The 13,824-nt window shown below is 33.3% G+C and carries 19 protein-coding genes; 11 read left to right on the top strand and 8 right to left on the bottom strand.

Features of this window, described 5'->3' with window-relative positions:
• Entirely contained in the window at positions 1 to 534 is a 534-nt protein-coding gene (locus tag C8N46_RS19320; protein WP_108116758.1) for a hypothetical protein, read from the bottom strand.
• Between the two features lie 71 nt (positions 535 to 605).
• Here C8N46_RS19320 and C8N46_RS19315 point away from each other — a divergent pair, with 71 nt between their 5' ends.
• From C8N46_RS19315 to C8N46_RS19305, 3 genes are all read left to right on the top strand, one after another.
• Positions 606 to 872 carry a hypothetical protein gene (locus C8N46_RS19315; RefSeq protein ID WP_108116757.1) on the top strand — a complete coding sequence of 89 codons (267 nt, stop codon included), beginning with the start codon at positions 606 to 608 and terminating at the stop codon, positions 870 to 872.
• A 71-nt stretch (positions 873 to 943) separates the two neighbouring features.
• Positions 944 to 1,543 (top strand): hypothetical protein, encoded by a 600-nt coding sequence (locus C8N46_RS19310; protein ID WP_108116756.1) that lies wholly within the window; start codon positions 944 to 946, stop codon positions 1,541 to 1,543.
• A 188-nt stretch (positions 1,544 to 1,731) separates the two neighbouring features.
• A complete protein-coding gene (locus tag C8N46_RS19305; protein ID WP_108116755.1) occupies positions 1,732 to 2,031 on the top strand; it encodes a hypothetical protein in 300 nt (99 codons plus the stop codon).
• Positions 2,032 to 2,320: 289 nt separating this feature from the next.
• On the opposite strand, the gene C8N46_RS19300 is transcribed toward C8N46_RS19305, so the two are convergent.
• A complete protein-coding gene (locus tag C8N46_RS19300; RefSeq protein WP_108116754.1) occupies positions 2,321 to 2,620 on the bottom strand; it encodes a type II toxin-antitoxin system RelE/ParE family toxin in 300 nt (99 codons plus the stop codon).
• Positions 2,617 to 2,853 (bottom strand): type II toxin-antitoxin system ParD family antitoxin, encoded by a 237-nt coding sequence (locus tag C8N46_RS19295; RefSeq protein ID WP_211314517.1) that lies wholly within the window; start codon positions 2,851 to 2,853, stop codon positions 2,617 to 2,619. The genes C8N46_RS19300 and C8N46_RS19295 overlap by 4 nt, the downstream gene beginning before the upstream one ends.
• A gap of 171 nt (positions 2,854 to 3,024) precedes the next feature.
• Between C8N46_RS19295 and C8N46_RS19290 the strand changes: the two genes are divergently transcribed.
• Complete coding sequence (locus C8N46_RS19290) at positions 3,025 to 3,831, top strand: hypothetical protein (RefSeq protein WP_108116752.1); 807 nt, start codon at positions 3,025 to 3,027, stop codon at positions 3,829 to 3,831.
• Here the strand turns inward: C8N46_RS19290 and C8N46_RS19285 are convergent.
• Both C8N46_RS19285 and C8N46_RS21000 read right to left on the bottom strand, forming a co-directional pair.
• Complete coding sequence (locus tag C8N46_RS19285; RefSeq protein WP_108116751.1) at positions 3,828 to 4,301, bottom strand: hypothetical protein; 474 nt, start codon at positions 4,299 to 4,301, stop codon at positions 3,828 to 3,830. The two genes, C8N46_RS19290 and C8N46_RS19285, sit on opposite strands and share 4 nt — an antisense overlap.
• A gap of 10 nt (positions 4,302 to 4,311) precedes the next feature.
• Positions 4,312 to 4,434, bottom strand: a complete 123-nt coding sequence (locus C8N46_RS21000) for a hypothetical protein (RefSeq protein ID WP_262498093.1) — start codon at positions 4,432 to 4,434, stop codon at positions 4,312 to 4,314.
• 284 nt (positions 4,435 to 4,718) lie between these two features.
• Here C8N46_RS21000 and C8N46_RS19280 point away from each other — a divergent pair, with 284 nt between their 5' ends.
• On the top strand, positions 4,719 to 5,324 hold the full coding sequence (locus C8N46_RS19280; protein WP_108116750.1) for a tyrosine-type recombinase/integrase: 606 nt from the start codon (positions 4,719 to 4,721) through the stop codon (positions 5,322 to 5,324).
• A complete protein-coding gene (locus C8N46_RS19275; RefSeq protein WP_108116749.1) occupies positions 5,308 to 5,499 on the top strand; it encodes a hypothetical protein in 192 nt (63 codons plus the stop codon). Before C8N46_RS19280 ends, C8N46_RS19275 begins: the two co-directional genes overlap by 17 nt.
• Positions 5,500 to 5,609: 110 nt before the next feature.
• On the opposite strand, the gene C8N46_RS19270 is transcribed toward C8N46_RS19275, so the two are convergent.
• From C8N46_RS19270 to C8N46_RS20705, 3 genes are all read right to left on the bottom strand, one after another.
• Positions 5,610 to 6,335, bottom strand: coding sequence for a hypothetical protein (locus C8N46_RS19270; RefSeq protein ID WP_108116748.1), 726 nt, complete (start codon positions 6,333 to 6,335; stop codon positions 5,610 to 5,612).
• On the bottom strand, positions 6,335 to 9,349 hold the full coding sequence (locus tag C8N46_RS19265; RefSeq protein WP_108116747.1) for an N-6 DNA methylase: 3,015 nt from the start codon (positions 9,347 to 9,349) through the stop codon (positions 6,335 to 6,337). The genes C8N46_RS19270 and C8N46_RS19265 overlap by 1 nt, the downstream gene beginning before the upstream one ends.
• Positions 9,350 to 9,551: 202 nt before the next feature.
• Positions 9,552 to 9,713 (bottom strand): hypothetical protein, encoded by a 162-nt coding sequence (locus C8N46_RS20705; protein ID WP_158269212.1) that lies wholly within the window; start codon positions 9,711 to 9,713, stop codon positions 9,552 to 9,554.
• 75 nt (positions 9,714 to 9,788) lie between these two features.
• Here C8N46_RS20705 and C8N46_RS19260 point away from each other — a divergent pair, with 75 nt between their 5' ends.
• The 5 genes from C8N46_RS19260 to C8N46_RS19240 all read left to right on the top strand — a co-directional run bounded on the left by C8N46_RS19260 (position 9,789) and on the right by C8N46_RS19240 (position 13,804).
• A complete protein-coding gene (locus C8N46_RS19260; protein WP_108116746.1) occupies positions 9,789 to 10,205 on the top strand; it encodes a hypothetical protein in 417 nt (138 codons plus the stop codon).
• Between the two features lie 246 nt (positions 10,206 to 10,451).
• Positions 10,452 to 11,960: a hypothetical protein gene (locus C8N46_RS19255; RefSeq protein ID WP_146169898.1), complete on the top strand. Its 1,509-nt coding sequence runs from the start codon at positions 10,452 to 10,454 to the stop codon at positions 11,958 to 11,960.
• Between the two features lie 11 nt (positions 11,961 to 11,971).
• Positions 11,972 to 12,496, top strand: a complete 525-nt coding sequence (locus C8N46_RS19250) for a DUF6705 family protein (RefSeq protein ID WP_146169896.1) — start codon at positions 11,972 to 11,974, stop codon at positions 12,494 to 12,496.
• Positions 12,497 to 12,688: 192 nt separating this feature from the next.
• A complete protein-coding gene (locus C8N46_RS19245; protein WP_108116743.1) occupies positions 12,689 to 13,147 on the top strand; it encodes a JAB domain-containing protein in 459 nt (152 codons plus the stop codon).
• Between the two features lie 180 nt (positions 13,148 to 13,327).
• Positions 13,328 to 13,804, top strand: a complete 477-nt coding sequence (locus C8N46_RS19240) for an avidin/streptavidin family protein (RefSeq protein WP_108116742.1) — start codon at positions 13,328 to 13,330, stop codon at positions 13,802 to 13,804.
• Positions 13,805 to 13,824: the final 20 nt, after the last annotated feature.

The raw sequence follows: 13,824 nt of genomic DNA, 5'->3' as shown, positions 1-13,824 counted from the left end.
TTATCTTCCTCTGTCTTTATAGCGATCATTCTCCCTATTAAATTGCGCACGAAGTCTATCTCGCTCTGCTTTTTGGGCGAACTCTTTGGTCTGCTCTTGATTTTTTAGTTCTTGAGATTTCTTTTTCTCATTTTCCTCTTTTCTTTTTTTCTGGTCTCTTTCGTGCTTTAAATTTTGAGCTTGTTCTGCTCGCTCAACGGCTTCTCTATTTTGTCTATCTAATTCCATTTGCTTTGTATTAACCTCATTAGTATTCTGATTTTGTTCAAGCTGCCTACGAGCCGCATCATAACTTCCCCCTACATCTTTAAACCTTTGGGATTCAAGCCTCTTTTGGTATTCCTTCATTTTTGCCTCAAGCTCTATGCGTTTTTGTTTTTCATGTTCTTCTAAAGCTTTTGCTTGCATTTTCGCTGAGCCAACAGGCTTGATATTTTCTCGATTGTTTCTTAGCTCCTGCTCTAAAGCCGCTCGCTTTTTTTGCATGTCCTTATCCATTTCTGACTTTAGGTATTCAAGCATATCCTTATCCATAATTCTTGTTTTAAAAGCACTTTTACGGTATAATTTTCGTACATCACAAGTTAGAAAATTTAGGAGAAAAAATGAAAAAAAAGAAAGACTTAGTAGACCATTCTGCAACTTTGACCAAAGAGCAGTTTGAAATCGCCAAAACATATGTAGATACACTTAATAGCTTCAGGGAAGAGCCTATTGAGAATTTAATCTATACAATAGGGGATTATAATTTGGTTCAACTCATAGGGCATGGAGATCCGATAAAAGCCGCAGAAAGACACAGAGATTTTCTCAAAGAGATGTATGCTGGAATCATTGAAAGTCTAGGAAAAACAAGCAAAATGGTGCATTAATTATATTAACTATTTTTTAAAGAAACTGTGCCATCCTATACCTAATGAAATTGTAACTTAGGGAGTATATTATGGCAGAATCGAGTGATTCTCTGATATTAAGAGAAAAAATGATTGAGTATATTCATTCTCAATATAAAAGTATTGAGCACATGGTATGTGAAGTAATTCCCGAAAATGGCTATAAGCTTATAAATCCTGAACAATATAAAAAAGATATGATGATCTATTTTTCAGATAAGCATGCACAGGATATTGTAGCAGACGGAAGAATATCTAGAGCTGAATTTTTGGGTATTTTGGCTGCCAAATCCAACTACTACAATACTTATTATAAACTGGCGAAACATCAAGATCCTGAGACTTTTAAGGCTAGCGTGAAAAATATGGCTCTAAAAATGGAAAAATGGGGGCTCGATATTTCAAACCCCTATGAAAAGGAAATGATAGAAGGACTGACTAGACTTAATATATTTGTACTAAATCATAAGAATTTTGAAAAATCAATTGAAGAAGCACATGAAAAAGATGGTGAAGATTTTACAGAAAAAGATAGGTCAAATCTACGTTGGCAGTTTAATCAAATGAATCAAGCCTTACGAACAGACAAGGCAGAACCCGTAACACATAATCTGAAATACCAGTTATCTTCTGATGCTCCAAAGCTTTGATTAAAATAATTATTGTTTTTCATTGGAAAAATTAAGGAATATTTCTACTCATTACATTTAATTATTTGACACTATTTATAGTAAATTACAATATATTATTGTTAAAAAGAGTTAAATACAACCATTTTATATTAAATAAGTTAGAGTTTATAACTATAAATTAGTAACTTATAATAAAATTAAAAATTATGAGCTATTCAGCAGTACTAAAATCTATTAATGAATCATCAGAAGCTATTTGTGAAGATGAAAAAACTAGAAAGATAGCCAGTAATTGTGCCCCGCACATTGTAAGTGCTACAGTAGGCGCGATCACAGGCGATTCCACAATAGGAGAAGCAGCGGGCAGAGTGACTAAGGTTTACGCTCAATCAAACGAAAAAAAAGTGGCTGAGGCTGTAGTCGGAATTGGTCTAGCAATAGCCATTCCCGCACTTTCAATATTGGCAACTCCCGTTTTCTTAGCTGCTATGATATTTGACGATTAAAAATTTCACAAAGATAATCTCGCCAAAATATATTGCAGGTTACATTTTGGACAGGGTGCAATTAGATAAAATGTGATAATATATCATATGGAAAATAGCAGACGCTTCAATAAAATTAATTCAGCACTGCAATATTAATGACAACTATGAAAAAAACTTAATAAAACTCAAAATCGCCACGCCCACGCCAACCGCAGTATATATATGAACAATCATTTCTGCTTTGAGAATCCTCAAATCCATTTTTGTCCCTATTTTACTGTTTAAATAATCTTGAGCCTTCACACTATCAATTTTGGCTAAGGTGTTGAAGAAAATCCATTGTTATGTGGAGTATTCTTATAATAATTATTTCACTATCGGTAACGTCATAAAATATAGCGTGCCTGGCAAAATCAAAACGGTGGATAGCAGGGTTTATTCTTGAATCTAATCTACCTATATCCGGATTAGAAGAAATGATTTCTAAATTTTTCTGCATCCGAGAAGCATATGAATCTGCTTGCCCTTCCCCAAAATTGATAAAACCGTAAAGATAAATTTCCTCAATGTCCAAAACAGCTTGACGTGAAAACTTTAAATTTTTCATTTAATTTTTTCAGCTTTTATCTTGGCTTGTGCGAATATGTCTTTGCTTGATCTGTTATTAGTACCGCTGTTTCGCCCTAAATCAATAGCAGTCTTAAATGCCAGATTTCTTTCTGCTTCTGCCTGATCCCTACGAATTAAATCTCTAATATATTCACTCGCATTATGATATTTACCCTCAACTATTTTTCCTTCAACCCAGCTTTTCATTTGGTTTGGCAGCGATACGTTCATCGATGTCATTATAATATCTCCTTTAAACTTAATCTTATAATATGATTATAACAGCGACAACATCTATTGGCAAATAATGACATTATAACTGTATCAATCTCTATACACTAACCATTCATTAACGCTTTTCTGCCATACTTATAGTAGTGATTTTATATATGGGTGGGAGCCATGACGGGCAATAAACATAGTGAACATTCCAATCATCTGAAAAAGGTTAACCACGATTATGGCATGCGTGGTGAGAGTGACGAGATTGGTCAGATCGAAGGCACAAGCCACCAAGAGCATAATTCAAAGAAAACACATATCAAAAAACGCCAAGATTATGATTTTGTGTTGCAGCAATTACTCGCCCATCAAGAAGCAATGCGCAGATTTGAGGAAATTCTTGATCAATTGGCGGAACGCTTGGCAGAGTTGGAACGCTTGCAAAAACGATCCATCGATGCGCAAAAGCTGATTGCCGCAAAAGATACCAATGGCAGCATTGAATTTTTGATTGAGCATTACGGGATTGAGCGCGATGACTTGGATGCGATGTCGCCCGGAGAGATTATGGCAGTTATGCTCAATTTGGAGCGGCAAAATTGTGACAGTATTGAAACTCTAAAATCAGACATTAAGAACTTGGCACATAAAGCGTATCTAATTGCTGGTGAGCATTTCGATACCGATAATCCGCAGCATCAAAAACTAATGAACCAATTAGAGGCGATGGAAGCCCGCGCTCAAAAATTGGACATGGATTTTGATAAGATTCTTGAACACGCACATTTTGAAACGGAAAATACATACACACTCTTAAAGGCTCAAATGAATGAAAACTCAGAAAGTGATGTATTTCAAGACTCAGAAAAAATTACAGACAAATTTAATATTGTTGTCCAAAATTCTTCCGAATTTAAGCAGCAGCATGATAATGCCTTAGATAATGAAAACGATAAATCGAACAAGGTAATTGGTATGAATCTCTAATTATTATCTGTAGTGATCTGCTTATCTTTTAAGGGAATATTGTTTTTCTCGCGATAATATTTTGTAAAGACGTCAATGTAATTTCCAATCATTGATGGTGAAAAAACAGAAGCTCCACTATCTGTTTCATAACGTAGTCCATTGATTATGATACGAGCAACGGTTGGTCCATATTTGTTAGTTTCGCGATAATATACAACTGTTTCAGTTGGATAATTGGTGTATTTGGGGTTTTTGAATCCCGCTTGCAATAACTTTGCATATTCACTGGCTGTATATTTCTCAGGTTCTTCCTTTTTTCCTTTTCCGCCTAAAATAAAAAGCACTAGTGCTTTATTCTTCCCCGAACAAGTTACCGCATCACCATACCCGCCTTCACGAACAGGCGGGTTTAGGGGATCTTTTTCTTGTGCCTGAATATTGGTTGCCACGCATAAAAACACAAACGCCACCATGATGATTTTTTTCATGACCGATATTTTATGATTTACACTGACTAACGATGATTAAAAGAATAATGATAGCGACAACTATTCCGCCCCATCCATCGTTCTTTTTCTTCTTTTTTCGGTATACCTCTCCAACTTTTTCCCATTCTCCCATAATGTTAAATTTTAATGGTTATTTATGTATTCAGCCGTATAAAACAACACTAGATTGCTGTTTTTAAAAAGATTTTTTCTCCATAAGGCTGAACTTGTCCGAAAATTAGGTATAGTCTGCCATTGGGAGCGTACAGCAGTATGTTTTGAGCCATGAAAAGAGGCATCTGAACAACTTTAAGATGATATTTTTGTTAAAATCAGGAAAAAACACACTTTTTGTTTGAATATTCGACTGAATATACCTAATAATCAGACAGTTAAATTTTTAAAACCCAAATAATCATGTATAAACCTACAATTTCATTGCACGACCGGAACGGTCAGCGAAAGTATCTAAATCAAACCGAGCGTTTACGCTTTTTGGAATGCACAAAAAAACGTCCTGTTCATGTTCGTCTGTTTTGTCAGCTGCTGTATTATACAGGCGCCCGCATCGCTGAAATTCATAATTTGAGTGAAAGCAATCTCGATTTTTCAAACAAGACTGTCGTTTTAGAAACGCTCAAAAAACGCAAGCGTGGAATCTATCGCGAGATCCCGTTACCTGATTTCTTGCTCAATGATTTGAAGAGTTACGTACAATTTAAGGGTAAAAAGTCACAGTATCTTTGGCAATTCTCTTTGCGTAGCGCATCACGCCATGTCAAAACTGTCATGCTTGAAGCGGGTATTTGGGGCGCTCGTGCCTGCGCCCGCGGTCTTCGCCACGGCTTTGCCGTGCGGGCGGCGGATAAAGCACCAATTACCACAGTAAAAAAATGGCTTGGTCATAGCCGGTTGGAAACCACAGCCATTTATTTGGATGTAATAGGCAGCGAAGAACGCGAAATCGCCAAAAGAGTATGGGAGATAGAAAAAGGAGAATACGCAAATGTCATCTGCCAATGAAAGACTACACGAATTGGAAGATCAGCTCATTCACATTAACGGACTGATGCAAGCCCTAATCAAACTCCTACCCGACGGTAATGATTACGTTTGCATCGCCAATGAATTGGAAAAACAATTGTTCGAATTTCAGAAAAGTTTTGATGATGTTTGGGAAGATTTATTGAATTTATGAGCAAATAATGTGTAACAAAAATTTCTACCCCAACAAAGGCAATTCACCATCAATTTTCACATTTGAGAACTTATTATAAGCTCACATTAAGTTAAAGATTACATCACATTTTATTTTACAAAATCGAATAGAATATGGTGTAAAGTGAAATTGAGCCCTTTTCTGTAATGAACACTGTCAAAAGTAAAGTTATTCGATTGTATTGAGTCAAGGTGAATTTGTTTCAAATCTCCCTCAGGTGTGGTATCAAATTTTTCATTTAAATCATTTATGATCTTATTTTTTATTTCCTGTATATCATCACCTAAAACAAAGCCAAGCATACCACCGAAATTTTGGCTTTGAGCGTACTTACCATTAAAATAACGATACACTCCGCCATCTTTTTTTGATTGTTGACCTTTAGGGTAAATCTTTGTGTATATGTATTTTTTTATGAGAGCTTTTTCGGAATTAAGTGACAGGTTTTTACATTCAAAATAAAACTCATCCTCCCAATAAGAATGAAGAATTATCATATCATAATTACCTTCAATATCTTCGTCATTAGTTGCTTCTCCAATAACTTTAAATCCTTGCAAGTTTAATTTTATATTATTTTTGAGATGTTTTCTAAGATATTTGGCTAACTCTCTTTCTGTTCTTGGAAACTTCTTAGTTTGCTCATTCTGTATAATAGTTAATAGCTCTTGAGCGTTGTAATTTTTATAAAAATCAAGGAGGTAGTAAAGTACCCAATCTTTCCAAAAATCATTATTTAATTCCCTTAAAAGATTAATATCTGTAGGGAAATGAGAAATTGGTTCAGCAATTTTTATATACTCTCTTTTCTCCATTAACGCATCAATTTTTTTAACACCTCTTGCCCATCTTCATAGGCTTTTGTTTTACTCCAATTAATATTCAAGTCTTGCTTAATGATGTAAACACAATCCTTTCCCCAAATTTTTTCACGAGATGCTAAAAAGTTTTCTTGAGGGTTTTGCTCAAAAATTTCATTTAAAAGATATAAGCCTGTTTTCTTGGCGGAAGGAGTATTAGATGAACCGTTTAAGTTAACTTTTATAGCAACCAATCCTATGCCTTTGTTGTGTTTTGTCTCAAAACTAACAGAGTTCTTTAAAAAGATTTCAATGGAAGTATTTAAGGTTTCTATATACTCGCCTATTTCATTTTTAGATACACTAATTGTTTTCTTTTCAATAAAGAAATCTTTAATTCTTTGGCGTTCTAAAAAAGATAATTCATAGAGGTCAAACACGAGTTCGTTTAACTCATTTTTCACTTCACTATAATCAACTAAACCATTTGTTAGGTCATCACTTATTTTAGATAATTTGATGGCTGTATCGCTCTCTAAATCCTTTGGTATAGGAATTTCTTTTATGTCATCTACTCCAATTCTGGAGAAAGAGTCTAACAATCTTTTTCTCAAGTAAAAATCTAAAAAAAACTGAACGATATAAGAGTTTAATAAAGCACAAAAAAGAGGATAATTTTTTTCGTTTGCTAACTTGATAGTATATACTGAAAAATCAAAATAATCTTCTTTATTACTGTAGACACAGTTTAAATGACTGCCAATTCTTCTAAGCAATAACTTATTTCCTGTATATACTTCTTTTGGTCGAGGTCTATGAAAATTATCTATAGAACTTATGTATTTGTCAACTGGAGTGATAACAAACGGCTGTAGGTTCTTGGGTTTAATATAAGCCTTGTCAAAATGAGTATCTCTTTCATTCTTAAAGTATTTTGAAATAAACTTTTGAAGATATTCATTTTTATACTGTGGAGATAATCCTTTCCAATTTTCTTTGGTTAGTTCAAATTCTTTTTTCCTTGCATCTTCTCCCCAAATTTCAAATCCTCTATAACTCTTAGTTTTCTTTAAAAAACCATTCAAAGTAGGGTTTTGGTTTAGTTTCTTTACTAATTCTAAATCAAAGTCATTTCCTATTAAATAATCTCTAAGGTTGGCTTTACAGGTCTGTAAATCGCTTTGTAAAATTTCTCTTATTTTATCCTCTTGAATAATGAGAAGTTCAAAAGGTTTTTTAGAAAATAAGCCCTCATCAACAAGGTAGTATTTGATTAGGTTGTTAACAGCATTATTATCGTTGTTGGAGAAAATTAGAGAAACAACACTTTCAACTGCATTTTCAAACAGTATTTTTTTTACTCTCGAAAGTTCATAAATCTTATCTATTTTATATTCAGAATAAAAGAATTTTTGAAAATCTTTTGAGTTTTCATTATAGAAGTTTGAACTATTAGATACAAACCCGAATTTAGTATTAGGGTTGCTCCAATCCCTAATTTTAAGAAAAAAGCATTGAGATATTTGAAGACTACCAATTATCTTCTCGGTGGTCAGTTCTTCGTTAAGAGTATTTGATTTGTATTCTTTCACAAAGTTACGAGTATCAGGACTAACATTTTTAGTTGTAAATGGTGGGTTTCCTATTATGTATGAAAATGTTTTATCTGCGTGAGGTATTTTATCTGCCTCAACCTCTAATGAATTGGCGTGTTGAATGTTTTTGAAAAAACGATGCTTTTTAAATAACTCTACCTGCCCTTTTTCCTTTAATTGTTTTGCAATAAAGTCTCTTATCTGAGTTTTTTCTAACCCTCTAAATAGTTGTAATGATAATGAGAAAAGCGTAAATCTTTGTGCTGTGATCTGTTTCTCTATACCAAAGATGTTATCTTCTAAAAGTTTAGTTCTAAACTCAATTCTTGTAGCAATATCGGTTAATGTATCTTCATTGCTGTTTTCTAAAAGTCTTTGAAAAGCAGTGATTAAGAACATCCCAGAGCCACAAGAGGGGTCTAATACTGAACCTATTTCATTTTCTGGAATAACATCATCAACTATTAGTTGAGCCAATTTTTTTGGTGTATAGAAAATGCCGTTTTCCTTTTGTTTATCTGTTAAAAATATTTCGTAGATATAACTAATAAATTCAACAGGTATTATGTCAAATCTAAAATCAAAAAGCCGTAGTTGTCCAACCTCAATGTTGTGATTTAAAGAGTCGTGTATTAAACTACAAATAGCAGTATTTAAGTATTTTTCTGGTATCGTTGGTTTCTCGAATAATTCATTATTAAATATGTCGTGAATAATCTCAAACAATTTATTTAAGCCTGAACTATCTGCATTATATAACAATTTTTTGTAATCAGTTTCGCTATCTTTAAAATGATGCTCATAAAAGTAGGAGTTGATAATATGATTGTCTTCTAAATACTTTATATATAGAGTTCTATCAATTAGGGCTTGAACATATTCTTCTTTTTTTTCTTCATCTTCTAAAAATAAGGTCAGAACATCATTTAATTGATTTTTAAGAGCCTCAAGTGTAGATACTAACTCTTTGTCAATGCTTTTGAAGTTTTTACTTCTTGTTAAAAATTCTTGGTAGTTTGTCCAAAATAGACCACTATCAAATTTCCAACGTTGGATATTTTCAATTTTGCTTTGTTCTTCATTTGATATTTTAAAAACATCTAATATCGAATCACTATCTGCTGTTTTAGGAGAAACTTTAGCGTATTGTAATACTAGTTTTGAGGAATCATCATTTTTTAAATAAAATAATAAATCAACTTTATTTTCATTCCAAACATACTTTTTAATTTCTTTTAATTCATTCTTACTTAAAGCTTTATTTATAAAATAAAAAGAAGTATTTGTTTGGTTAGGACTATCGTAATAAAAAGTGGAATGAATTATTTTTCCGTTAAGTTCAGGTGCATTTTCAATAAAGATTTTTTCAGGTCTTAAATCTTCACCAAAACTAAAACCTAATTTATCAAAAAAATCTGCAGCAATACTTTTCAAACTTAAATAAATAAAAATTAACTTAAACTTACAAAGTTAATTAAATAAAACAAAGATTTAAGAAAGAATTTCAGTCACATCTCAGAATGTCAGTCTTAGTAAAGAAAAATAACTCTAATCCAATATTTTTAAAAATTTTAAACTTACTACTCTTTAATTTTATTTTTTATATACTTCGTAGCTGCTTATTTGTTTTAATTTTTTACAATCTCGCATTGTCCATTGCGCACAAATCCCAAATCATTTGCAAATTTAGCCGTTCGCCTTTGCGCGCTTGCAAGGCAACCCTTTCGGGATTTACCAGCATTTTTTGCGCACAAAAAATAACCGATAAATGCCTTGCCTTTTCATCTGCTGCGGCCATTTATGCACTGCTTTGGCACTTGCCACAATATCCGCCAAAGCACGAAAACATTTTAATAATTTAAAACTTTAAATCATGGAAACAGCAACAGTAAAACAAAATGGAAGCGCGAAAAAAGAAACGACAACAGCCAAAACAGCCGTTACAAAAAAACTGGCACAAGAGGCAGTAAAACCAGCTAAGGAAACGCCGCAAAAGCAAAATCCCGATTCTGCAAAACAGCCTGTCAATCTTTTGGAACGCATTCAGCGATTGGAAAAGCTTAAAGGCATCAGTGCAAAAAGAGAACGTTTGGTGGAAACGCTTTTGAGCCTTTCACGCTTTAATTACAACAGCAGTGATAGCTGTTCTTTTTACCTCAAAGACGCATCGGGCATGGAGTTTAAAACCACCAATAGTAATTTGATTACGCTTGTCGCAACACAATTACAAACCACGCTTGAAAACAAAAAAGAAGAACTGGAAAAGCAGCTTATGGAGTTTGAGCTCTAAAATTCTCAAAAGCTTTTTACACTAAAAAGCCACTCAATTGAGTGGCTTTCTTTGTTTAAAAAAAATTGAAAAAATTCACCTAATTGTGGAATCCCGTAATTATTGCCGAAAAGAGTTATATATATTGCAGACATAAAAAAATGTCAGTGAAACACCATTTTTTTGTAAGAAATTAGATATCTTTATTAAAGATAGAAAAAGATGTGGCTCCCCCAAGCGGACTGTTTTGCAAACAATACGTAATTTATGAAACACATTTTTAGAACTTTTTTTATCACGATTATCACAATTTTCTTGATGCCTAGATGCCAAGAGATAGATGACCAAACTACGCAAATTCCAAATAAACCCGAGTTTATTATTAAAATGTCTAATGGAGAACATTTGCGAGCATCCAATAGTTATGTTTTCAAAAAACTTCAAAAACTCGCTATTGAAGAAGATTTATCTAAAACTCAGGAAACACAAAGCTTTACGCTTGATTTAGAAAACATCCAAATAATTGAAAAAAATTATTACACTCAATATACCCTATTAGCTCAGCACCCAGAATCAAATGTAAATTTAGTAAATTACATGCTCCTTATTTATGATGATGGTACGGAATATCAATATTTAATCAAGTACCCGATTATCGACAATAATGATGGTATAGTACTTGATTATACACAGGCGACTATGAATCAACTGGGTGGAAATGTAATTTTACAAAATAAAAGTGGAATCGGTGGAACTAGTCCCTGTCTGGACGGCGCACCTCAACTTATCGACACGCAAGAGGTTTACACTTGCTCCTATATAACATGTAGTGGTAATGAGCATCATGAATGGGGCGATAATAGCTGCCCGTGTATGATTACAGTTTTTAGTTGCTCACGTGCGTCACAAGAATGCGGTTGGGAAACTGTCAATATATGGAGTTGTACTGGCAGCGGAACTGCTTCAGATGGGAATGACTATAACAATGCTGGCGGAAGCGGAGGTGATGATCCAGACAGTATGCCAGATGATGAAGAGCCCGTAGAAACTATTCCTATTGGTGATCTGAATATTGAAGCAGAATGCAATAAAATAAAAACTTTTATCACTGAAAATGAAAATTTTAGAGTTGCTGCCAATAATTTAAATAATGATTTAGATGAAGCATATGAAAAAGCATTGTTTAAAGTTGCGAATATGAATGAATTAGGTGCTGTACAGGGAACGGCAAATGACCCAAAGATAAAAATACCAAACATTCCAGCTAACGTAATTATAATGGCATTCATCCATACGCATTACGAAACAGCGACTACAACAGGGCAAGACACTTACTCTATATTTACTATGGAAGATATAGAATCATTTGCAAGACTATCGCAAAACAATAATATAAATAATAATTTTGTTGCTTTTTTAGCAACAGGAAAAGGCACACATTATGCTTTAACAATTAATGACATGAGTAAATTCGTAGATTTTTTCTATTATAAATTAACACCATCCATTCCATCAGACTTTGTTTTGGCACAAAAATGGCTTGCTGCAAAAGATAAATACAACAAACTTTATAAAAAATATTTCGAAGGAAACACTACTCAAATTACAATTAACAATACAAACAATGAAGCTGTACTTGCCTCTTTTTTACTAATGCTGAGTGAGGCTGACATGGGTATTAATTTGTTTAAATCTGACAGTTCATTTCAAAATTTCACACAGGTATCTTTTGAAAACACATCACCAAACTTAATAAAAGAAACGCCTTGCATCTAAAACTATTCATTATGAGACTTTTTATAACCACAATCATATTTTTATTAATTTCTTGCGGTGCTTCTACAAACGTTAAAGCACAAACTAAAACTGTGAGTCAAAATATTAACACACCCTTTGTTGGTACATGGGAGTGGGAAAATGGCAATCAAATATTTCGCATTCAACTTTTTTTAGATGAGGATGGGGATATAGGTGGACATTATTCATTGTTACAAACAAACTCTAATGGAATCCCTACTGTTATTTACAAATCAAACAAAGATATAGGGCATGGATTAACATACGGCTCTGTAATTTATGGAAGTAGTAACGGAACTCTTTTAAAAGCTGGAATTGATGATAACACAATTAATAACCCTAATTATACTCACATCTCTGGCTCATTGACAATGGAAATTATCAACACAGGAAACTGTATAGGATGCAGCCCTACAGCAACTTGGAAAATAAAAGAAAAAAAAGATTTGCGATTAGAAACAGATGATAGAACCTTTAATATCCCTACCGACATTATTCTCACAAAAGTTCATTGATTATATGCTACAATCATTAATTATTTCTAGCTTATTCTTCAAGTAGCCAAATTCGCTTAACAATTCTTTGTCAAAGCTAATCTTGGCGTAAAACCACAAGGGTTTCATGTAGTGAAACTTTTCCTTGTGTTATGTACGCTGTTCAAGATTGCTTGTTTTCGCCAAATAATTGTTCACTAAAATTTGGCAGATATGATAATCACAAATTCAAAAAACTTAATCGGAGAAATTCAGCTCAATTACATCAAACAAAAAAATATTGAACTCGAAAAAATATCAAGCTCAAGACATGTCAATGAATGCGTTCGTAAATTCTTCCCGCTCGATCAAATCAATCACAGAGAACACATGTACGCACTCTATCTCAACAACTCAAATAAAATCACTGGTTACTATCTAATCAGTATCGGCAGCATCACCGGCACGCTAGTTGATATCCGCGTAGTGTTACAAGCCGCATTGCTTTCAAATTCAGTCGCCATGATTTTGGTGCATAATCACCCTTCCGGAACATTAAAACCATCTAGTGCAGATAAAGCCATAACGAAAAAAATACAAAATGCTGGTGAAATGCTAGATATCAAACTCCTCGATCATCTTATCATTACAGAAGATAGTTATTTTAGCTTTGCGGATGAGAGTTTATTGTAAAACGTTTTGTTTTTAAAAGATTAGAGCAGGCTTTAGTTGGTCTGCTTTTTCTATGCTCTAATTTAAATAATTGAAAAAATATTACGTGATTGAGGAAAACCGTAAGGAAATGATAAACGAAAAATTTAGATTTAAAGGAAAATAAAATATGTATACTCAACTAATCTAAAATTCTTAATCATGAAAAAAATTTTAAATCTCTCAGTTCTAATATTATTGTTTTCTATTTCTGCTTGGGGCCAAGAAACTAATACAAAACCAACCTGTGAAAACCCAATAGGGGCTTGGAAAAATGATAGTGGTTCTACCTTGGCTATTGATACATTAGATACAGCCACAGGTAAAATAACAGGAACTTACACGTCTCCTTCAGGAGGAGGTTCTTCTAGTTATCCACTAATAGGATGGGTTAATGATGCAATTGTAGACTCAGAAGACTTATGCAAAACGTGTAAAACAAATAATGCTAAAGTTATTTCCTTTACTGTTAGGTGGGGGAGTATAGGAAGTATTACTAGCTGGACTGGTAAATGTCAAAAAAATGAGAATGGAGACCCCGTAATTAAAACTTTATGGAATTTAGTAAGGCCTAACACTAACTATGACTGGGATCACATACTTACTGGTAGCGATAATTTTTATCCCTCTTCAAATTAATCAATATATTTTTGATTATA

The sequence above is a fragment of the Kordia periserrulae genome, from assembly GCF_003054265.1.
Classification (GTDB): Bacteria; Bacteroidota; Bacteroidia; order Flavobacteriales; family Flavobacteriaceae; genus Kordia; species Kordia periserrulae.
Note: the sequence above shows the minus strand (reverse complement) of the source record. Positions and strands in the feature narration are given on the sequence as shown.

Excerpts from the sequence above, each read along its gene's own strand:
- C8N46_RS20705 (WP_158269212.1), bottom strand. The coding sequence starts at position 9,713 with ATGGCCGCAGCAGATGAAAAGGCAAGGCATTTATCGGTTATTTTTTGT.
- C8N46_RS19295 (WP_211314517.1), bottom strand. The coding sequence starts at position 2,853 with ATGAACGTATCGCTGCCAAACCAAATGAAAAGCTGGGTTGAAGGAAAA.
- C8N46_RS19290 (WP_108116752.1), top strand. The coding sequence starts at position 3,025 with ATGACGGGCAATAAACATAGTGAACATTCCAATCATCTGAAAAAGGTT.
- C8N46_RS19255 (WP_146169898.1), top strand. The coding sequence starts at position 10,452 with ATGAAACACATTTTTAGAACTTTTTTTATCACGATTATCACAATTTTC.
- C8N46_RS19310 (WP_108116756.1), top strand. The coding sequence starts at position 944 with ATGGCAGAATCGAGTGATTCTCTGATATTAAGAGAAAAAATGATTGAG.
- C8N46_RS19250 (WP_146169896.1), top strand. The coding sequence starts at position 11,972 with ATGAGACTTTTTATAACCACAATCATATTTTTATTAATTTCTTGCGGT.
- C8N46_RS19300 (WP_108116754.1), bottom strand. The coding sequence starts at position 2,620 with ATGAAAAATTTAAAGTTTTCACGTCAAGCTGTTTTGGACATTGAGGAA.
- C8N46_RS19305 (WP_108116755.1), top strand. The coding sequence starts at position 1,732 with ATGAGCTATTCAGCAGTACTAAAATCTATTAATGAATCATCAGAAGCT.
- C8N46_RS19260 (WP_108116746.1), top strand. The coding sequence starts at position 9,789 with ATGGAAACAGCAACAGTAAAACAAAATGGAAGCGCGAAAAAAGAAACG.
- C8N46_RS19245 (WP_108116743.1), top strand. The coding sequence starts at position 12,689 with ATGATAATCACAAATTCAAAAAACTTAATCGGAGAAATTCAGCTCAAT.
- C8N46_RS19315 (WP_108116757.1), top strand. The coding sequence starts at position 606 with ATGAAAAAAAAGAAAGACTTAGTAGACCATTCTGCAACTTTGACCAAA.
- C8N46_RS19320 (WP_108116758.1), bottom strand. The coding sequence starts at position 534 with ATGGATAAGGATATGCTTGAATACCTAAAGTCAGAAATGGATAAGGAC.
- C8N46_RS19280 (WP_108116750.1), top strand. The coding sequence starts at position 4,719 with ATGTATAAACCTACAATTTCATTGCACGACCGGAACGGTCAGCGAAAG.
- C8N46_RS19240 (WP_108116742.1), top strand. The coding sequence starts at position 13,328 with ATGAAAAAAATTTTAAATCTCTCAGTTCTAATATTATTGTTTTCTATT.
- C8N46_RS21000 (WP_262498093.1), bottom strand. The coding sequence starts at position 4,434 with ATGGGAGAATGGGAAAAAGTTGGAGAGGTATACCGAAAAAAGAAGAAA.
- C8N46_RS19285 (WP_108116751.1), bottom strand. The coding sequence starts at position 4,301 with ATGAAAAAAATCATCATGGTGGCGTTTGTGTTTTTATGCGTGGCAACC.
- C8N46_RS19270 (WP_108116748.1), bottom strand. The coding sequence starts at position 6,335 with ATGGAGAAAAGAGAGTATATAAAAATTGCTGAACCAATTTCTCATTTC.
- C8N46_RS19275 (WP_108116749.1), top strand. The coding sequence starts at position 5,308 with ATGTCATCTGCCAATGAAAGACTACACGAATTGGAAGATCAGCTCATT.